The 18,754-nt window shown below is 68.9% G+C and carries 24 protein-coding genes; 9 read left to right on the forward strand and 15 right to left on the reverse strand.

All coding sequences use genetic code 11. The features are described 5' to 3' along the window. Window positions 1-11 precede the first annotated feature (11 nt). Window positions 12-1,250, reverse strand: coding sequence for an MFS transporter (locus tag FBR43_RS15010; protein WP_136944267.1), 1,239 nt, complete (start codon window positions 1,248-1,250; stop codon window positions 12-14). 168 nt (window positions 1,251-1,418) lie between these two features. Between FBR43_RS15010 and FBR43_RS15015 the strand changes: the two genes are divergently transcribed. Genes FBR43_RS15015 through FBR43_RS15040 form a run of 6 tightly spaced genes read left to right on the forward strand, consistent with a single transcriptional unit; the run spans window position 1,419 to window position 7,621 of the window. Beyond that, the gene (locus tag FBR43_RS15015; RefSeq protein WP_249276624.1) at window positions 1,419-2,069 is read left to right on the forward strand and encodes a class I SAM-dependent methyltransferase; all 651 of its coding nucleotides are present in this window, start codon (window positions 1,419-1,421) and stop codon (window positions 2,067-2,069) included. A gap of 39 nt (window positions 2,070-2,108) precedes the next feature. Continuing rightward, window positions 2,109-3,182, forward strand: coding sequence for a type III polyketide synthase (locus FBR43_RS15020; protein WP_136943841.1), 1,074 nt, complete (start codon window positions 2,109-2,111; stop codon window positions 3,180-3,182). Next, window positions 3,179-3,862 (forward strand): methyltransferase domain-containing protein, encoded by a 684-nt coding sequence (locus FBR43_RS15025; protein WP_136943842.1) that lies wholly within the window; start codon window positions 3,179-3,181, stop codon window positions 3,860-3,862. Before FBR43_RS15020 ends, FBR43_RS15025 begins: the two co-directional genes overlap by 4 nt. After that, the gene (locus FBR43_RS15030) at window positions 3,850-4,962 is read left to right on the forward strand and encodes an NAD(P)/FAD-dependent oxidoreductase (protein WP_249276625.1); all 1,113 of its coding nucleotides are present in this window, start codon (window positions 3,850-3,852) and stop codon (window positions 4,960-4,962) included. Before FBR43_RS15025 ends, FBR43_RS15030 begins: the two co-directional genes overlap by 13 nt. 4 nt (window positions 4,963-4,966) lie before the next feature. Beyond that, window positions 4,967-5,386: a peptide-methionine (R)-S-oxide reductase MsrB gene (msrB, locus tag FBR43_RS15035; RefSeq protein WP_136943844.1), complete on the forward strand. Its 420-nt coding sequence runs from the start codon at window positions 4,967-4,969 to the stop codon at window positions 5,384-5,386. A 45-nt stretch (window positions 5,387-5,431) separates the two neighbouring features. Then, window positions 5,432-7,621: a transglycosylase domain-containing protein gene (locus tag FBR43_RS15040; protein WP_136943845.1), complete on the forward strand. Its 2,190-nt coding sequence runs from the start codon at window positions 5,432-5,434 to the stop codon at window positions 7,619-7,621. On the opposite strand, the gene FBR43_RS15045 is transcribed toward FBR43_RS15040, so the two are convergent. Genes FBR43_RS15045 through FBR43_RS15055 form a run of 3 tightly spaced genes read right to left on the reverse strand, consistent with a single transcriptional unit; the run spans window position 7,594 to window position 9,301 of the window. Next, on the reverse strand, window positions 7,594-8,226 hold the full coding sequence (locus tag FBR43_RS15045) for a M48 family metallopeptidase (RefSeq protein WP_136944270.1): 633 nt from the start codon (window positions 8,224-8,226) through the stop codon (window positions 7,594-7,596). The two genes, FBR43_RS15040 and FBR43_RS15045, sit on opposite strands and share 28 nt — an antisense overlap. A gap of 47 nt (window positions 8,227-8,273) precedes the next feature. Beyond that, window positions 8,274-8,702, reverse strand: a complete 429-nt coding sequence (locus FBR43_RS15050) for a YcgN family cysteine cluster protein (RefSeq protein ID WP_136944269.1) — start codon at window positions 8,700-8,702, stop codon at window positions 8,274-8,276. 5 nt (window positions 8,703-8,707) lie between these two features. Continuing rightward, window positions 8,708-9,301 (reverse strand): SCO family protein, encoded by a 594-nt coding sequence (locus FBR43_RS15055; protein WP_136943846.1) that lies wholly within the window; start codon window positions 9,299-9,301, stop codon window positions 8,708-8,710. Between the two features lie 85 nt (window positions 9,302-9,386). Here FBR43_RS15055 and FBR43_RS15060 point away from each other — a divergent pair, with 85 nt between their 5' ends. Next, the gene (locus FBR43_RS15060) at window positions 9,387-9,998 is read left to right on the forward strand and encodes an ankyrin repeat domain-containing protein (protein WP_136943847.1); all 612 of its coding nucleotides are present in this window, start codon (window positions 9,387-9,389) and stop codon (window positions 9,996-9,998) included. A 12-nt stretch (window positions 9,999-10,010) separates the two neighbouring features. On the opposite strand, the gene FBR43_RS15065 is transcribed toward FBR43_RS15060, so the two are convergent. From FBR43_RS15065 to FBR43_RS15115, 11 genes are all read right to left on the reverse strand, one after another. Beyond that, a complete protein-coding gene (locus FBR43_RS15065; protein WP_249276626.1) occupies window positions 10,011-10,508 on the reverse strand; it encodes an MmcB family DNA repair protein in 498 nt (165 codons plus the stop codon). A 59-nt stretch (window positions 10,509-10,567) separates the two neighbouring features. Next, window positions 10,568-11,233: a cell wall hydrolase gene (locus FBR43_RS15070; RefSeq protein WP_136943848.1), complete on the reverse strand. Its 666-nt coding sequence runs from the start codon at window positions 11,231-11,233 to the stop codon at window positions 10,568-10,570. A 161-nt stretch (window positions 11,234-11,394) separates the two neighbouring features. After that, window positions 11,395-11,730 carry a DUF1491 family protein gene (locus FBR43_RS15075; protein WP_136943849.1) on the reverse strand — a complete coding sequence of 112 codons (336 nt, stop codon included), beginning with the start codon at window positions 11,728-11,730 and terminating at the stop codon, window positions 11,395-11,397. Then, a complete protein-coding gene (locus FBR43_RS15080; RefSeq protein ID WP_136943850.1) occupies window positions 11,727-12,191 on the reverse strand; it encodes a PaaI family thioesterase in 465 nt (154 codons plus the stop codon). The genes FBR43_RS15075 and FBR43_RS15080 overlap by 4 nt, the downstream gene beginning before the upstream one ends. After that, window positions 12,178-12,648, reverse strand: a complete 471-nt coding sequence (locus tag FBR43_RS15085) for a PTS sugar transporter subunit IIA (protein WP_136943851.1) — start codon at window positions 12,646-12,648, stop codon at window positions 12,178-12,180. The genes FBR43_RS15080 and FBR43_RS15085 overlap by 14 nt, the downstream gene beginning before the upstream one ends. Before the next feature lie 15 nt (window positions 12,649-12,663). Beyond that, the gene (gene hpf, locus FBR43_RS15090; protein WP_136943852.1) at window positions 12,664-13,260 is read right to left on the reverse strand and encodes a ribosome hibernation-promoting factor, HPF/YfiA family; all 597 of its coding nucleotides are present in this window, start codon (window positions 13,258-13,260) and stop codon (window positions 12,664-12,666) included. Between the two features lie 52 nt (window positions 13,261-13,312). Then, window positions 13,313-14,008, reverse strand: coding sequence for a DNA polymerase III subunit epsilon (gene dnaQ / locus FBR43_RS15095; protein ID WP_136943853.1), 696 nt, complete (start codon window positions 14,006-14,008; stop codon window positions 13,313-13,315). A 7-nt stretch (window positions 14,009-14,015) separates the two neighbouring features. Beyond that, on the reverse strand, window positions 14,016-14,618 hold the full coding sequence (gene coaE, locus FBR43_RS15100; RefSeq protein WP_136943854.1) for a dephospho-CoA kinase: 603 nt from the start codon (window positions 14,616-14,618) through the stop codon (window positions 14,016-14,018). Continuing rightward, the gene (aroE, locus tag FBR43_RS15105) at window positions 14,615-15,424 is read right to left on the reverse strand and encodes a shikimate dehydrogenase (RefSeq protein WP_169542639.1); all 810 of its coding nucleotides are present in this window, start codon (window positions 15,422-15,424) and stop codon (window positions 14,615-14,617) included. The genes coaE and aroE overlap by 4 nt, the downstream gene beginning before the upstream one ends. After that, complete coding sequence (locus FBR43_RS15110) at window positions 15,421-16,029, reverse strand: Maf family protein (protein ID WP_136943855.1); 609 nt, start codon at window positions 16,027-16,029, stop codon at window positions 15,421-15,423. The genes aroE and FBR43_RS15110 overlap by 4 nt, the downstream gene beginning before the upstream one ends. After that, window positions 16,026-16,847, reverse strand: a complete 822-nt coding sequence (locus tag FBR43_RS15115; RefSeq protein ID WP_136943856.1) for a pyruvate, water dikinase regulatory protein — start codon at window positions 16,845-16,847, stop codon at window positions 16,026-16,028. Before FBR43_RS15115 ends, FBR43_RS15110 begins: the two co-directional genes overlap by 4 nt. A gap of 285 nt (window positions 16,848-17,132) precedes the next feature. Here FBR43_RS15115 and hemE point away from each other — a divergent pair, with 285 nt between their 5' ends. Both hemE and FBR43_RS15125 read left to right on the forward strand, forming a co-directional pair. Next, entirely contained in the window at window positions 17,133-18,191 is a 1,059-nt protein-coding gene (gene hemE, locus FBR43_RS15120) for a uroporphyrinogen decarboxylase (protein ID WP_136943857.1), read from the forward strand. After that, entirely contained in the window at window positions 18,188-18,643 is a 456-nt protein-coding gene (locus tag FBR43_RS15125) for a CopD family protein (RefSeq protein WP_136943858.1), read from the forward strand. Before hemE ends, FBR43_RS15125 begins: the two co-directional genes overlap by 4 nt. Window positions 18,644-18,754 lie beyond the last annotated feature (111 nt).

Genomic DNA, 18,754 nt, shown 5'->3' on the forward strand with positions numbered 1-18,754 from the left:
TGCGGGAACGGTCAGCGCCGTTCCCGCAATGCCCAAAGCGCATAGCCGAGCAGCAGCGCCAGCGCCGCGCCGGCGGCCAGATAGGGCAGCGGCCGCCACAATTCGTACATGCCGACGCCGATCGACGGGCCGAGCACGAAGGCGGCGCCGTTGACCGACGTCACCTTGCCCGCGACCGATCCCTGCGCTTCGGGCCCTACCGCAAGCGAGGCGCCCGCCGTGAATCCCGGCCGCAGGAAGCCGAAGCCGAGCGACGCGAGCGCGAAGCCCGTGGCGATGCCGTAGAGCGACGTTGCCGATGCGGTGGCGATGCAGCCTGCCGCACCGATCGCGCAGCCCGTCAGCACCAGCGGGCGCGGCGTCAGGTTGAGCAGCGGAATCAGGCCCCATTGCACGAGCAGCGAGGCGCCCGCCCCCATCATCAGCACGATGCCCGTGGGCGCCAGCGCCTCGACCGGCGGCACGGCGAGCCGGTCGATGACAAGGAAGCCGATCGCTTGCCCGATCATCGCCTGCGCATGCCCCATCACCAGCCCGATGACGATCCAGTGGCGGATGCGCGCGTCGAAATAGCCGACCGGCGCGCTCAGGCGCGGCATCGTCGCGGCGGTGACGCTGGCGCCCGATGCCTGCCCGCCGATCGACGGATAGCTCTGTGCCGCGCCGTGCGTGCCGGCGCCGGGCGCGGCATCGGGCAGCACGCGCGCCACCACGATGGTGATCGCAAGGCCGAACAGCGTGAAGATGAACGCCGGGCCCGCCAGTCCCACCTCGATGCCGCCGATCGTGCCGAGCAGCAGATAGGGGGCAAGCGCGGGGCCGATGATCGTCCCCAGCCCGAACGCCGACCCCAGCAGCGCCAGCGCGCGCGTGCGCTGCTCGCGCGTGGTGGTTCCGGCCACCATCGCCTGCACCGCCGGCGGCGCCGCCGAGCCCATACTGCCATAGATCAGCCGCCCGCCGATGAACGCGACGAACGCGGCCGTGGGCGCGATCCAGCCGTTGATGCCGGCCAGCAGGAACACCGCGCAGACCGCGAGCGAGGCGGTGAAGCCCGTCATCCCCAGCATCACCATCGCCTTGTGGCCGCTGCGATCAGAGCGGTTCGCCCAGATCGGTGCCGCGATCACCCACAAGAGCGCCGACGCCGAAAAGGCGGCGGCGACCGCGCTGTCGGCGACGCCGAGCGAACGCCCGAGCGCCGGCAGCACCGATTGCAGCCCGGTATTGCCCGCCGCGATGGTGAACATCACGAGGAACAGCAGCGAAAAGGTGCGATCGGGCCGGCTCACCCGACGGGATTAGGCCCGGTACGCGCAAATACAATGTGCAACCCGGCAGCCGCGCCGACCGTTACAACTTTACGACGCGGCAATGACACGCCATGGTCACCGCCTTTTCCCCGATATGAGTGTTCGATGACGCCTGTTTCGACGACGCAACGCCGCCGCGCCGCCCGCCTCGGGGCCAAGGACGCCGCGCCATCGCCATGGGGCATGTTCCTGCGCGGGTTCCTGAAGCACCCGGTGATGGTGGGGTCGATCGTCCCGTCGTCGCAGAAGCTGATGAACCGCATGCTGGCGCCCGTCGACTGGGCGAACTGCCGGCTGTTCGTCGAATACGGGCCGGGCGTGGGCAATTTCTGCCGGCCCATCCTCGAACGCATGGCGCCCGACGCGACCTTCGTGGCGATCGACACCAACGACGATTTCGTGCGCTATCTGCGCCGCACGATCCGCGACCCGCGCTTCCACGCCGTGCACGGCTCGGCGGCCGATGTGCGCCAGATCGTCGCCGATCATGGCCATTCGCATGCCGATTACGTGCTCTCGGGCCTGCCCTTCTCGACGCTGCCCGCCGGTGTCGGCGAGGCGATCGCGACGGCGACCGCGCAGGTCATCCGGCCGGGCGGCGCGTTCCTCGTCTATCAGTTCTCGCCCAAGGTACATGATTTCCTCAGCCCGCATTTCGAACGCATCGACCACGCGATGGAATGGTGGAACGTCCCCCCCGCGCAGCTATATTGGGCCTGGGCCGACGACGTCGCCGAGCTGGCGAGCGCTGCCTGATCGAGCGGGCATCGAACCGGCTCGACAGGGTGAGGGTGCGTGACGGTCGATAATGCCTGTATCAACGCGGTCGCGACGGCGGTTCCCGATCACGACATCCACGCGGCGTTCGTCGACTGGGCGGCGCGGCGCTTTCCCGAACGGCGCGATGCGGTGCTGTTCACGCGCATGGCGGAGCGTGCCGGCATCGACCATCGCTGGTCGGTACTGCCGCGCACCGATAGCGGCGGGTCGCCCGTCGCGAGCGGTGGCTTCTACGCGGGCACCGCGCTGCCCGGCACCGCCGATCGCATGGCGCTCTATGCCGAGCACGCCCCCGCGCTGGGGCTCGCCGCGATCCGCAGGCTTGGCGAACGCGTCGACCTGAGCGGCATCACGCATCTCGTGGTGGCGAGCTGCACCGGCTTCGTCGCTCCGGGCATCGATCAGATCATCGCGCGCGCATTGCCGCTGGCGCCCGAGGTCGAGCGGCTGCTGATCGGTTTCATGGGCTGCTATGCCGCCGTCGCCGCGTTGCGATCGGCACGCCATATCGTGCGCTCGGACCCGAAGGCCCGCGTGCTGGTGCTGTGCGTCGAGCTGTCGACGCTGCACCTGACCGAGACGACCGCGATCGAGCCGATGCTCGCAATGCTCCAGTTCGGCGACGGCGCCGCCGCTGCGCTGGTAAGTGCCGAGCCGCGCGGCCTGGCGATCGAGGCGCCGTTCGCTGCGACGCTGCCCGACAGCGAGGCGCTGATCCGCTGGACGATCACCGACCAGGGCTTCCTCATGCACCTGTCGGGCGAGGTGCCCGGCCGCATCGCCGCGGCGCTGGGCGAGCCTGCATTCGTCGAGACGATGACCGGCGGCATCGCGCCTGCCGCGATCGATGGCTGGGCGGTGCATGCCGGCGGCCGCTCGATCCTCGACGCCGTGGCGCGCGCGCTGGCGCTCGATGCGCACGCGCTCGATGATTCGCGCAGCGTGCTGGCGCAGAACGGCAACATGTCGTCGGCAACGCTGATGTTCGTGCTCGAGCGCATGATGGCGCGCCCGATCGAGCGCGGCGTCGCGCTTGCCTTCGGCCCGGGCCTCGCGGCCGAGGGTTTCGCGTTCCGGAGCGTCGGGTGAGCCTCGCGACGCGCAGCCTCGCCGAAGAAGCGATGGATGCGCCCGATCTCGATGCCGCGACCTATGCCGCGGTGCTGCGCGATCTGGCGCGCGTCAACGCGCTGACGCTGGCGGCACGCCCGACGCTCGCCTTCCTCGAGTCGCTGCGATGCACGCGGCTGCGCCTGCTCGACGTCGGTTATGGCGATGGCGACATGCTGCGGCGGATCGCGCGCTGGGCGGCGCGACGCGGCATCGAGGCCGATCTGGTGGGCATCGACCTCAATCCGCGCAGCGAGGCAGTGGCGCGCGCCGATACGCCGCCCGATCTGCCGATCGCCTATCGCACCGGCGACTATGCCGATTGCGCGGGCGAGGGATGGGACGTGATCGTCTCGAGCCTCGTCGCGCATCACATGACGCACGCGCAGCTTATCGCTTTCCTGCGCTTCATGACGGCGGAGGCGCGGCGGGGCTGGTTCGTCAACGACCTGCACCGCCACGGCTTCGCTTATGCCGGCTATCCGCTGCTTGCCACGGCGATGCGCTGGCACCCCATGGTGCGCGCCGACGGACGTCTTTCGATCGCGCGATCCTATCGCCCCGCCGAATGGCCACCGCTGCTCACCAAGGTGGGCGTGACGGGCGCGCGGATCGAACGCTGGTTTCCTTTTCGGCTGTGCGTGTCGTGGCGCCGCTGATCGTCGGCGGCGCGCCGGCGGGCTGCGCCGCTGCGATCGCGCTGGCGCGGCTGGGGCATCGCGCGACGATCATCGAGCGCGATCGCGAAACGGGCGATGCCATCTGCGGCGGCTTCCTGAGCTGGCGTACGCTCGATGCGCTGGCGGCGCTCGGCGTTGCGAGCGAACAATTGCGCGGCGCGCCGGTGTCCAGCGTTCGGCTCGTCGCGGCGCATGGCAGTGGCGAGGCCCCCCTACCCCGCCCGGCAATCGGCGTATCGCGCCGGACGCTCGACACCGCGATGCAGCGCGTTGCGGCACGCGCTGGCGTAGGGTTCGAGCGCGGCGTCGCGGTCCGCGCGATCGAGGGGCAGACGCTGCGGTTGGCCGATGGCGGCACCGTCGCCGCGCCCGCCATTTTCCTCGCCAACGGCAAGCATGATCTGCGTGGCGCGGCGCGCGATGCGGCGCGGCGGGCCGATCCGACGCTCGGGCTGCGCGTACGGCTGGCACCGCATCCCGCCCTTGCCCGCATGGTGGGCCATGCGATCGAGCTGCATCTGTTCGCCGGTGGCTATGCCGGGCTGATGCTGCACGAGGATGGCAGCGCGAACCTGTGCATGGCGATCCGGCGCTCGCGGCTGCGCGCTGCCGGTGATCCTGCCGCATTGCTCGCGGCGCTGGCGCGCGAGGTGCCGCCGCTCGCCGATCGGCTGGCGCATGCGCGAGGGCCGATCGACGCGATCGCCAACGTGCCATATGGCTGGCGTGCCACCGGCACGCAGGCCGGGCGCTTCCGGCTGGGCGACCAGGCGGCGGTGATACCCAGCCTCGCGGGCGAGGGCCTGGGAATCGCGATGGCGAGCGGCACCGCCGCCGCCGCCGCCTATGATCGCGGCGGGCCGGGTGCGGCACCCGCCTGTCAGGCGGCGTTCGCACGCGATGCCGCGATCCCGTTGCGGCGTGCCGCGCTGCTGCGCGATTTGGCCCAACATCCGCTCGGCGCGCGCATGATGCTGGGGCTGATGCGCCTCGCTCCCGGCGCCGCCGGAATCGCCGGTCGATTGACCCGGATCAAGCATCGTCCGGTTGACGACGGCACGCGCACGCAACACATCTGACACCATGGAAACGCTCAATCTCTCCGAGGCCGAATGGCGCCGCCGCCTGACGCCGGCGCAATATCATGTGCTGCGCGAGGCCGGCACCGAACGCGCCTTTTCGGGCCATTACAACGACAACAAGGCCGACGGCATTTACCACTGCGCCGGCTGCGGGAATCCGCTGTTCGACAGCGACGACAAATATGATTCGGGCTCTGGCTGGCCCAGTTTCACGCAGCCGCTGCGCGAGGAAGCGGTCTCGAACCACAAGGACACCAGCCACGGGATGACGCGCGTCGAGACGCGCTGCGCGGTATGCGACGGACATCTGGGCCATGTGTTTCCCGATGGGCCGCCGCCCACGGGCCTGCGCTACTGCATGAACTCGGTGTCGCTCGATTTCCGCGCGCGTGCGGCGGAAGGTGGCGAAGCCGCCGCCTGACGCTCTTGTGGGGCGGGGCGGCTGGCCCTATTCCGCTGGCAACCCATGGCAAAAGCCGCTTCCCGCAAACCCCGCGCCTCTCGCTGGCGCCGCATCGCCGGCTGGACGCTGATCGCCGGCATCTCGGCGGCGCTGCTGGCGGTCATCGCGCTGCTCATCGCCGTCTATACCGCGCGCGCATCGCTGCCATCGTTCGAGCAGCTGCGCTCGTCGCCCAACGGCCAGATGATCCGCGTCCATGCCGCCGACGGCACCGTCATCGTCTCGCTCGGCCCGAGCTATGGCGAATGGATCGCCTATCGCGACATTCCGCTCGTCATGCGCCAGGCGATGGTCGCGGTCGAGGATCGGCGATACCGCTCGCACTGGGGCGTAGATCCCATCGGCATCGCGCGGTCGGTGAAGGTGGGGTGGGACAATTACGGCAGCGACCGGCGGTTGCAGGGCGCCTCGACGATCACGCAGCAGGTCGCGCGCACGGTATTCCTGTCGAACCGCTACGACCTTGGCCGCAAGCTGCGCGAGATGATCCTGGCTCTCGCGATGGAGCGCAAGTTCACCAAGGACCAGATTCTCGAGCTCTATCTCAACAAGGTGTATTTCGGCGGCGGCGCCTATGGCATCGATGCCGCCTCGCGCCGGTTCTTCGCGCATCCCGCCACCGATCTGTCGCTGTCCGAGGCCGCGGTGATCGCCGGGCTGGTCAAGGCCCCGTCGCGCTACTCACCCACCGCCGATGCGCAGGCCGCGGTCGGCCGTGCCGGCGTGGTGCTCGACGTCATGGTCGATGTCGGCGCGATCTCGGCCGCCGAGGCTGCCGCCGCCGAACCGACCGAGGTCAAGCTCGCGCCCGAACCGCGCCGCAACAGCGTGCGCTATTTCACCGACTGGGCGCTGCCGCAGCTCGAGATGCTGATCGACGAAACGCAGGCGCCGCTCGATGTCTGGACCACGCTCGACCTGTCGGCGCAGGCGGCTGCCGATCGCGCGATCCAGGCCAACACGCCCGCCGGCGTGCAGGGCGCGCTGGTGGCGCTCGACCGTGACGGCGCGGTGCGCGCGCTGGTGGGCGGCAAGGACTATGTCAGCTCGAACTACAACCGCGCGACGCAGGCCAATCGCCAGCCCGGATCGGCGTTCAAGCTGTTCGTCTATCTCGCCGCGCTCGAAGCCGGCTTCAAGGCCGACGATACCGTGGTCGACGAGCCCGTGACGATCGACGGCTGGAGCCCGCGCAACAGCTCGGGCCGGTTCTCGGGGCCGATCAACATCCGCTCGGCGTTCGCCTATTCGGTCAACACGGTGGCGGCCAAGCTGGGGCAGGAAGTCGGTTTCGGCACTGTCGCCGACATGGCCCGCCGCTTCGGCATCACCACGCCCGTAGGCACGCGGCCGGCGATGGTGCTGGGCACCAGCGAAGTGCGACTGATCGACATGACGCGTGCCTTCGCCAGCGTCGCGCAGAAGGGCGTGGCGGTGACGCCCTATGGCATCACGCGCGTCACCGCCAACGGATCGGTGATCTACAGCCACGAGGTCGATACCTCGCGCGTGCTCGTGGCGCCCTATGTGGCCGCGCAGATGACCGACCTGTTGCAGACCGCGGTCGCGACGGGCACCGGCCGCGCGGCGCAGATCGGCCGGCCGGTCGCGGGCAAGACGGGCACGACGAGTTCGAACAAGGACGGCTATTTCGTCGGCTTCTCGAGCGGGCTGACTACCGGCGTGTGGATGGGCCGCGACGATTCGCGCGCCGTCGGCGGGTTGCAGGGCGGCACCGCGCCGGCGCGCGCCTTCGCCAGCTTCATGCGCAGCGCCGTCGCCAAGCGGCCGGTCGAGCAGTTCGACACGCAGGTGACGCTGCCCGAGTGGCAGCTCGAGCCCGACGAGGAATCCTATTTCGGCGAGCCCGACAACGGCCTGTTCGTCGACGAGGACGGCTATCCGATCGGCGAGCGCGATCCTGTCTATGTGACGCCCGGCGAGGAAGGCGAGATCGTCCAGCCGCTGCCGCCGCGCCAGCCGCCCGGCGCGCCGCCCGAGGGCGAGCAGCTCGACCGCGACTGGATCGAGCGCGTGCTGGGCCGCGACGAAGCCGCCCCGCGCGATCCCGACGATCGCCGACCGCAACCGGGACAGGGCCGGCTACGCGAGCCGCCGCCGCCAATCCGCGAGCGCGACACCCCGCCGCCGCCCCGTCGCGAAGCCTATCCGGGCGATTTCCCGAACCAGTGAAGCCCGGCGCCGTGGCGACGCAGCCAAGCCATCGCCGGCGCGGGATCGCTACCGAGGATTTCGGCGACGGCAGCGTGAAAGGCCGGTCCGTGGTGCATGTGCAGCCGGTGCGCCACCTCATGCGCGACGGTCGCCTGCCGCACGAAGCGCGGCGCCAGCAACAGCCGCCAGCTATAGCGGATTGCTCCCGACGCGGCGCAGCTTCCCCAACGCGAGCGTGGATCGCCGATGCCGACGCTGCTAACCGTCACGCCCGCACGCAGCGCCGCCGCCTGCGTATCGGCTTCGAGCACTGCCCGCGCCTCGCGCTTCAGCCACGCCTCGATGCGCGCCGGAAGCCGCTCGGCAGGCCCGCCACAGCATAGCCGATCGCCGATGCGCGCAGGCGCACGCGGATGGTCCGGCGCCCATTCGATCACGACGTCGCGGTCGTCGACGGGCAGCTTTGTGCCCGGAACGAAGGGTATCGCCGCCGGAAGCGTCGCGCGCTGCGCGGCGATCCACCCCTGCTTCTCACGCGCCCATGCGAGGCCCCGCTCGACGCGTACGCGCGGCGGCAGCGTAAGGCGCACTTCGCCGCTGGCGGGATCGACCGATAACCGCATCCCGCGCGCGCGCGGATGGCGCACGATGCGGATCGCGGCGGCGTCGCTCACAACTCGCGGTCAATCAGATGATGCTCGAAATCACCGGCATCATCCTCGGAAACGGTCCAGCCGCGCACCGATTCGCCCGCGCGGTGCACGGCCTCGCGATCGCCGCAGTTGAGATAATGCCAGTCGGGCAGCGGCAGCCCCTCGCCGCGCAGCCGATAGGCGCAGGTCGCGGGCAGCCAGGCGATGCTGTGCACCGAACGCGGCGTCAGGCGGACGCAGTCGGGCACATAGGCGCGCCGGTGCCGGTAATCGCTGCACTGCGCACTCTGCCGGTCGAGCAGCCGGCAAGCGATGTTGGTCGCGGCGAGATCGCCCGTATCCTCGTCCTCGAGCTTGTGCAGGCAGCATTTGCCGCAGCCGTCGCACAGTGCCTCCCATTGTGCGCGATCGAGCTTCTCGAGCGGTAGGTCCTCCCAGAAGCGGATCTGGCTCACGATACCCAGCGTGCCAGCGTCGCTGCCACGGCCTCGGCGCTCTCCTCGGCGGGGACGAGCGCGATCGGCCGGCCTTCGGGGTCCATCAGATAGGCGATGCGGCTGTGATCCATCAGATAGGCGTCGGGATTGCCCGTCTCGCGCTTGGCGGCGAAGCCCGCATAGGCCTTGAGCGCCGCGTCGATCGCCTCCTGCGAACCGGTGAGCCCCACTGCGCGCGGATGGAAGTTGGCGACATACTCGCCGACGACCGCGGGCGTGTCGCGTGCGGGGTCGATGGTGATGAAGATCGGCACGACCTTTTCGGCGCGCGCCGCATCGGTCTTGGCGAACGCCGTCAGCCCCGCGCCGATGTTGCGCATGTCGACGGGGCACACATCGGGGCAGAAGGTGTAGCCGAAATAGACGATGCGCCAGCGTCCGGCGAAATCGCTGTCGCGCACGGGCTGGCCCTGCGATCCGACGAGCGTGAACGGACCGCCGATGCGCGCGCCGGCAAGCGGCGGTTCGGCGTCGGGCGCCGGGGCGGTGCCGCCACAGGCCGACAGCAACAGCGCGAGCGCGAAGGGAAACAGGATTTTGTGGTTCATGGCGCGGCCAGCCTTGATATGGTAGCGCACCAGACGCAAGCCATAGGCCGCAAGGCCGATCGTTCGTAAGCAACAAGGACTGCCCGTGAAGCTTTCCCACCGCGCCGCTGGCCTCGCCGCTGCCGCGCTCCTGTCGGCGGGTGTGCCGGCGTCAGCGCAGCAATATTCCGAAGGCTACAAGTTCCTCGAAGCCGTGCGAAAGGCCGAGGGCAACGACGTCAACCGCATCCTCAACGAGCCCGGCCAGACGATCATCAACACGCGCGATCGCAGCTCGGGCGATGGCGCGCTGCATATCGTCGTGCGCCGCAGCGATCCCACCTATCTGCGCTTCCTGCTGCAGAAGGGTGCGAACCCCAATATGGGCGATGCGCGCGGCAACACGCCGATGATGCTCGCGGTCGATGCCGGGTTTCTCGACGGCATCGACATCCTGCGCCGCTACAAGGCTAATGTGAACCAGGCCAATGCCAGCGGCGAGACGCCGCTGATCCGCGCGGTGCAGCTGCGCAACTATGAGATGGTGCGCGATCTGCTCGCGGCTGGCGCCGACCCCGACCATACCGATGTGATCGCCGGTCTGTCGGCGCGCGATTATGCCCGGCGCGACGGCCGCTCGCCCGCGATCAGCAAGGCGCTGGCCGATGCACCCAAGCGCGGAGCGGCCCCCTCGCGTGCTGCGGGACCGAAATTCTAGCGGCCGAAGCGCTTAGAGCCCGCTGCCCAGCGCCACCGCATCGGGATCGGTAAGCCCCATCACGCGCATCGCGGCGCGCCGCGCGAAGCCCAGCGTGCATTTGCGCCGCGTCGCGCTGGCGAGCGGATGCGTCGCGGCTTCGCGCAGCACCCCGGCATCGTAGCGATCGGCGACGAGGATGCCGGTACGCTCGGGCAGAAAGGCCTCGCCCGCGAGCGGCGTCACGTCGAACCCTTCGGGCACTGCCCAGAAGAAGCGGTCGCAATGCGCCAGATAGTCGGGCCATTTGGCATCGCCGAGAAGATCGGCGCGCGACACCTTGATCTCGACGATGACGATGCCGCCATTGGCATCGAGCGCCATCAGATCGGCGCGCCGGCCGCCCGAAAGCGGCACTTCGGCGATCGCCACGCAGCCATGCCGAAGCAGCATCCGCGACACGCCGCGCGCCACGTCGACCGCGAGCATCGGCGCATCGGCAAGCGGCAGGGCGGACGATCGGGAGGCCATGCGCCTATCCTAGAACAATAGGCGAACGATGGGAAGCCGGCGACGCGCTCGCCCGATCGTCATTCGTAGAAGATATGGTTCCCGAGCGCGGCGATCCGCGTGCGGTTCCAGCCAGGCGACACATAGCGCGCGTGGAAATGCAGCGCGTTCGACACCTTGCTTTCCCACAGCCCCGCACGCGCGACGCGCGCCACCGCGACCGCGGTGCGCCACGCGCTGTGACCCGTCGAAACTGCCGGCAGACGCCCGCGGCGCACGAACGAGAATTGCTTGGGCTGCGTCAGCACCCCGCAAACCGTCGAAGGATAGCGCCCCGAGCGCGCGCGGTTGAGAATGACCTCGGCGACCGCCAGCTGCCCGGCCAGCGGCTCGCCCTTCGATTCGAAGAAGATGCCTGTCGCGAGGCAGGCAAGCTCGCGGTCCTCGCCGGCATGGCTCGACTGGGCGGCTACCGCATCGCTGAGCGAGGCAAAGCTGTCCTGGCTGTCCGTCGTTCCGTTGTCCGCGAGCGTCGGCGGCGTCTCGCCGTCCTCGGCGGTCCATGCGGCCGGCACGATCGGTGCGGGCGGGATGGGAACCCTTTGCGGGTATGAGCGCTTGATATCGGTAGCGGTCAGGCTGGTCGGATCGAGCTCGATCGCGAAACCTGGCGTTGTCGCGCCCAGCGTTCCTGCGGCGCAAATCGTCAGTGCCGCGATGGATGCGGCACGGGTGGCGAACTTCATGTACAATCAGCATTATGCGGTGAGCGTGCATCGCGCCGTCCGCCTGGCGGCGGCACGATGGACTTACTCCCCGACTGCGTAACCGACGGAAATCGCACTTCGCGATCGGCACAACGCGTATTCGAACAGGCGGTGGCCTATCCTTGTGCGCTGCAGCAATGTCAAGCGTCGAGGATCGTTTCAGCGGCGAACCGTTCCCCGTCCGGGACATCCAACTCGATCACCCAGAGATCGGGGTCGTAGCTGCGACGACGCTGCCAATAGGCATCAACCGCCTGCGAATCGGCATCCGAGGGGCCGGTCGCGATCAGGACGGTCTCGCCATCCGCTCCAATACCGCGCTCGACAAACCGTGCATCGGCACCCCGCTCGACCAGCTGCACCAATATGCCGCCGCCCATCGCGTCGCCGCGCGCGAGCACCATCGCGCTGCCACCCGCCGCATGCACGCGGCGTAGCAGCGCCGACACGCGCGTCGCGGTGCTCAGACGCGTCATTGCTCGTCCGCATAGCCGGGCAGGCTGCTCAGCGCGATGCGCGATCGCATGAACGTGCCGGTGCCCCGCGCGGCCTCCTCGCCGCTGGCGTCGATCAGTCGCGCATCGGCGACGACCACGCGGCGCTGGCCGCTGATCCAGCGCCCCTCGGCCGTCACCGGGCCTGCCCGCAGCGGCCGCGTGAACAGCAGGTTGAACGCCGTCGTCAGCAGAAAGCGATCGGTGACAAGGCTGTTGGCCGCGTAGAACGCCGCATCGTCGAGCATCTTGAAATAGCTGGTGCCGTGCGCCGCGCCGCCGGCATGATAATGGCGCGGCTCGATCTCGAAATGGATGCGCGCCACACCGGGCTCGGCGATCTCGAGCCGCGATTCGAACAGCGTGTTGATGGGCGCGGCGGCATACAGCGCTTCGAGGGCACGATGATGCGCCTGCTCGCCACCCAGATCAGGCGGCGTCACGCGCCTCGACTCCCGTCAGCAGCGCGTAAAGCGCATCGGTCGAGCCGGCGCCCCGCAGCTTCTCGGCGAAACCGTGATCGCGCAGTCGTCGCGAGATGCGTGCCAGCGCCTTCAGATGCTCGGCGCCCGCATCGATCGGCGAGAGCAGCATGAACACCAGATCGACCGGCAGCGCATCAACGGCGCGGAAGTCGACGGGTCGTGCAAGCCGCGCGAACAGTCCGCGCACCCGGTCGAGCCCGGCAAGACGGCCATGCGGGATCGCGATGCCGCCGCCGAAGCCCGTCGAGCCCAGCCGCTCGCGATCCGCAAGCCGCTCGACCACCAGATCGCCGTCGATGCCTAGCCGGTCGTCGGCTGCCGCGCCGAGCTGGGCGAAAAGCGCCTTCTTGCTACCCGCCGCCACACCCGAAAGCACGGCTTCGGGCGCCAGAAGATCGCTCAGATCGGTGGACACGTCAGTCGCGGGCCGTCATGCCGACGGCTGCTGTCCCGGCTCGACCCAGCCGATGGTGCCGTCGTTGCGACGGTAGACCATATTGTAGCTGCCGGTGCCCGAATTGCGGAACAGCAGCGCATTGGTGTGACGCAGGTCGAGCATCATGACCGCGTCGCTGACGCTGGCGTCGGGCACGTCGACACGCGTCTCGGCGATGATGAGCGGCGCATCGGCCTCGATCTCCTCGACCTCGTCGGGCACCGATCCGAACACGGTGTAGCGCGCGTTGTCGTACGCCATGCTCTCCTCGATCGCATTGACCTTGTCGGCGTTGCGGTCCTTGAGGCGGCGCATGTAGCGACGCAGCTGTTTCTCGATCTTGTCGGCCGCGCCATCGAAGGCGCCATGCGCGTCGTTGCCGTCATTGGCGCTCTTAAGCACCAGCCCCTGCATCACATGCGCGACGATGTCACAGGTGAAGCGGTGATCGTGCGGACCCTTGCCGAACACCACCTGCGCCGAGATCGCGCGCGAGAAATACTTGTCCGCTATCCCCTGGAGCCGGCCGGTGACGTGCTCGCGCAATGCTTCGCCGGTTTCGACCTGATGGCCCGAGACGCGAACTTCCATGGGATCCTCCCTGTTGTTTGGGGGTGGCAACTAGGTACGCGACACAATAGCGTCAACCGACCGCCGCAAGACCCCAGAGCGGGTCCTTTAGCGTGGCGACGAACGCCGCGTGCCGCTCGCGCTCGGCGGGCGGCACATCGAAAACGCGCTGGGGGCGGATCGGTCGCACGGCGGTATCGACCACCGCAAAATCATCGGGCGCCGGCGTGGGATCGGCGGCGAGCGAAAGCCCGATCTGCCGGCCGCCCGACAATTCGACATAGACCTGCGCCAGCAGCTGCGCGTCGAGCAGCGCACCGTGCAGCACGCGGCGGCTGCGATCGATGCCGAAGCGCGTGCACAGCGCATCGAGCGTGTGCTTGGCGCCGGGCAGGCGCTGGCGCGCGATCGCCAGCGTGTCGACCATGCGCGTGGTGCACACCAGCGGGCGCCCGCACAACCCCAGCTCGCCATTCAGGAACGCGAAGTCGAAGCCGGCATTGTGCGCGATCATCGGCGCGTCGCCGATGAACTCGAGCAGTGCCTCGACCTCGTCGGCGAAACGGCGCTTGTCGGCGAGGAACGCGTCGGACAGGCCGTGCACCGCCTGCGCCTCGGCCGGCATCGCCCGGCCGGGATTGAGATAGACGTGGAACACGCGTCCCGTCTCGACGCGGTTGACGAGTTCGAGGCAGCCGATCTCGACGATCCGGTCGCCACCGGGAAAGCTGAGGCCGGTCGTCTCGGTATCGAACACGATTTCACGCATCGTGATGTTATCTGCGCTTGGGGGCGTTCAGGCAAGCGATCAGGTCGCGCACCGCACCGCGCGTTTCGGCCAGATCACCGCCGGTGGGGATGACATGGTCGGCACGCGCGCGCTTTTCGGCGTCGGGAAGTTGGCGCGCAAGGATATCGGCGAAGCGGCCTTCGGTCATGCCCGGCCGCGCCAGCACACGCGCGCGCTGCACCTCGGCCGGCGCCGATACGACGGCGATGCGATCGACGGCATCCCAGCCGCCTTTCTCGAACAGCAGCGGAATGTCGAGCACCACCAGCGGCGCATCGGCATGGGCGGAGAGGAACGCCGCCCGTGCCTCGGCAACCGCCGGATGCACGATCGCTTCGAGCCGGCGCAGCGCCGCGACGTTGCCGAACACTCGTGCGCCGAGTGCCACCCGATCGAGACCTTCAGCGCCCGTTACGCCGGGAAACGCCGCCTCGATCGCCGGCAGCAGCGCGCCACCTGCCGCCTGCAAGCGATGCACCTCGGCGTCGGCATCGAACACGGGCACGCCTTCGTCGGCGAACATCGCCGCTACAGTCGACTTGCCCATGCCGATCGAGCCTGTGAGGCCGAGCAGCAGCGGGCGCGTCATGCCGTCAGGCGCGCGCGAAGCTCGGCATCGCGATCGCGCGGTGGCGCAGCGCCGAAGAACAGCTCGAACGCGGCTGCGGCCTGGCCGATCAGCATCTCGAGCCCGTCGATCGTCGCGAGGTCGCGGCTGCGCGCAGCCGCCAGCAGCGGCGTCTCGAGCGGGGCATAGACGATATCGTAGACGATCGCGTCTTCAGGCAGCGGATCGAGATCAAGCTCCAGCGCCGGTTGACCTGCCATGCCCAGCGGGCTGGCATTCACCAGGAGATCGGCGGGCGGCAGCGGCGCATCGAACCCCACGACATCGCCCTTCAGCCCGAAGATGGACAGCAGCCCCGCACCCTTGAGCGGATTGCGCGCCACCAGCGTCACCCGCTCGACATCCATCCGCGCAAGCGCGAACAGGATCGCGCGCGCCGCGCCGCCCGATCCGATCACCACGGCATGACTGCCCGCGAGGTCGGTCTCGGCAAGCGGCGCATAGAATCCCGCCGCATCGGTATTGGTGCCGACGAGCGCGCCGCCTTCACCACGAAACACCGTGTTCACCGCGCCGATCGACGCGCGTACGCCGCCGGGATCGCCGACATGATCGAGCGTCGCGATCTTGTGCGGGATGGTGACGTTGCAGCCACGCCAATGCGGATCGGCCGCGGCGCGCACGAAATAGTCGCGCAGCATCGGCGGCGTCACATGCTCGGCATCATAGCGGGCGTCGATCCCCAGCGCGTCGAGCCAGAAGCCGTGGATGACGGGCGATTTCGAATGCGCGATCGGGTCGCCGATCACCTGAGCGTACGGGATCATGACGGCAATATCTTTCGCTCGCGCAGATATGCGGCCAGCGGCAGAAGCGGCAGGCCGAGGATGGTGAAATGGCTGCCCTCGATCCGCGCGAACAGCTGCACGCCGGAACCTTCGATGCGGTAGCAGCCGACACAGCCCGATATCGCGGGCCATTCGGCATCGAGATAGGCGTCGATGAATGCGCCCGACAGCGGCCGCATCGTCATGCGCGCGCGCTCGACATGCCGCCAGACCGGACGACCAGCTTCGTGGATCACCGCCGCTGACCACAGATCGTGCGTCGCGCCCGACATCGCTGCCAGATGCGCGGCTGCATCATCGCGATCGCGCGGCTTGTCGAGCAGGGTACCGTCGGCAAGCGCGACGATCGAATCGCAGCCGAGCACCAGCGGCGCGGGTCCGGCGAGCGTCGCCACCTTCGCCGCCTTGAGTTCGGCCAGCGCATCGGCGGTATCACGCGGTGAAAGCCCGCGCGCGGTGAAGCTCGCCTTGGCGGCATCCTCGTCGACCTGCGCCGCCACCGCCTCGTGCGGAATGCCCGCCGCCGTCAGCATCGCGCGGCGGCTGGCGCTCTGCGAGGCGAGGATCAGCGTCGGTGCGCTCATGCCTGCGCCGCGGCCTGCCGCCGCTCGTTGCACAGATTGATGATCGCCGCCGCCGTCTCTTCGATCGAGCGACGTGTCACGTCGATCACCGGCCAGCCATTGTCGGCGAACATCCGCCGCGCATAGGCGACTTCGCGCGCTACCGCTTCCTGATCGACATAGGGCGTCTCGGGCGCCTGGTTGAGGCTGAGCAGGCGATTGCGCCGCACCTGAATCAGCCGGTCGGCACTCGTCGTGAGGCCCACCACGAGCGGCCGTTCGAGCGCGAACAAGCTGCGTGGCGGCGGGCTTTCGATCACGATCGGAATGTTCGCCACCTTGAAGCCGCGATTGGCGAGATAGATCGACGTCGGCGTCTTCGACGATCGCGAGACGCCGGCGAGCACGATGTCCGATTCCTCCCAATCCTCGGCGCCGATGCCGTCATCATGCGCGATGGTGAACTGGATGGCGTCGACGCGCGCGAAATAGGCGGCGTCGAGCACGTGCTGGCGCCCCGGCCGCGCCTTGGCTTCCTGCCCGAGCATCCCCGACAAGGCGTTGCTCACGCTGTCGAGCGGCGCGACGGCGGGCAGCCCCATCGCCCGGCAGCGCGCTTCGAGCGTCTGGCGGATCTGGCTGTTGACGAGCGTGAACAGCACCAGCCCCGGCGCCTGCGCGATTTCCTGGAGAATGCGCTCGAGATGCGGTTCGGATCGCACCATCGGCCAGAAATGGCGCTGCGTCTCGACATCGTCGAACTGCGCGAGCGCGGCCTTGGCGATGTTCTCGAGCGTCTCGCCGGTTGAATCGGACAGAAGATGAAGGTGCAGCCGCATCGCCCGGAACCGATCTGTGGAAAACTCCGGTATGGGCGCTAGCGCAACGCGCCGGCTGCGCCAAGGCGTGGACAAGCCGGCATTTGTGCGCACGTCGTCCACAATCCCTGCCCAGCCACCCGATCTTGTCGACATGCTGTGGATAACGGGGATTGCCACGTCGAATCGGCGGCGTCGCGCAGTGCCCCGCGGGTCAAGCTGTTGGCAATCGCCGCATGGGTCGATAAGCCCCGTCATCCACGCGCCATCTTCCATCAACATCCTCTTTCAAGATTCTTCTTTAGTATGAAGGAAGGCCCGCTGACCTCGCTCACGCACCAGCCGCTGCTCGCCGCTCTCAAGGGCCAGCGCCAATCGACGCCACCGGTGTGGTTCATGCGGCAGGCGGGGCGCTATCTCCCCGAATATCGCGCCCTCCGCGAAGCGAAGGGTGGCTTCCTAGCGCTCGCCATGGACCCCGAAGCCGCGGCCGAGATCACGCTGCAGCCGATCCGGCGCTTCGGCTTCGATGGCGCGATCCTATTTTCCGACATTCTGATCGTGCCGATGGCGCTCGGCCAGAAGCTCTGGTTCGAAACGGGCGAGGGGCCGCGGCTCGCGCCCACGCTCGGCGATGCCGCCGCGATCGAGGCGCTGCCCGCCGACGATCTTTCGGTATTCGATCCCGTCTACCAGACGGTGGCGCGCGTTGCTGCCGCCTTGCCGCCCGAAACGACTTTCCTGGGCTTTGCGGGATCGCCCTGGACCGTCGCCACCTATATGATCGCGGGGCAGGGGAGCCGCGACCAGTCGGCAGCGCGCCGGCTGGCCTATGGCGACCCTGCCGCGATGCAGCGGCTGGTCGATCGCATCGTCGCCACCACGATCGAATATCTTGCGCGTCAGCATGAAGCGGGCGTCGCGGCCGTGCAGCTATTCGATAGCTGGGCGGGCAGCCTGTCGCCTGCGCAGTTCGAACGCTGGGTGATCGCGCCCAATGCGGCGATCGTCGCGGGCCTGCGCGCGCGCTGCCCCGATCTGGTCGTCATCGGGTTTCCCAAGGGCGCGGGCGGCAAGCTGCCGGCCTATGCGCGCGAGACCGGCGTCGACGCTGTCGGGCTCGACGAGACCGTCGATCCGGCCTGGGCGCATGCCTCGCTTCCCGACGACATGCCGGTGCAGGGCAATCTCGATCCGCTGGCACTCATCGCCGGCGGGGCGGCGCTCGATGCCGCGATCGACCGGATCCTCGGCGCGCTCGGCGATCGGCCGCATGTGTTCAACCTCGGCCATGGCATCCTGCCCGACACGCCGATCGTGCATGTCGAGCAGGCGCTGGCGCGGCTGCGGGGGCGTGCGGCATGATCGGCTTCATGGGGGCGGCCTATCTCTGGGCCAAGGCTGCGCACGTCATCTTCGTCATCTTCTGGATGGCGGGGTTGTTCATCCTGCCGCGCTATCTGGTGCATCACCAGGAGGGGCTGGCGATCCCCGGCGAGCCCGAGCGCTGGCTCGAGCGCGAGGCGAAGCTGCGGCGGATGATCCTTACGCCGTCGCTGGTGGTGGTGTGGGTGCTGGGACTGGCGCTGGCGGCCAATCTGGGGCTGTTTGAAGGCCAGCCGGGGCTCGGCTGGCTGCATGCCAAGCTGCTGCTCGTCGTGCTGCTGAGTGGCTATCATGGCTGGGCGGTGGGCTATGCGCGCAAGCTCGCCCGCGGCAAGCCGACGCTGGCGGCGCGGCAGTTGCGCATGATAAACGAGATTCCCGCGGTTGCCGTCACGCTCATCGTCATCCTGGCGATCGTGAAGCCCTTCTGATCGCCAGGCGACGGGGCGAAGCGCGCGCGCGACGAACTCGCGTGTCGCCGCTTTGCGTCGACTTGACTTGATCCGACGACAAATCTAGTGCGCTCGCCAGCGTCCGCGCCG

This window comes from Sphingomonas baiyangensis (assembly GCF_005144715.1).
Taxonomy (GTDB): Bacteria; Pseudomonadota; Alphaproteobacteria; order Sphingomonadales; family Sphingomonadaceae; genus Sphingomonas; species Sphingomonas baiyangensis.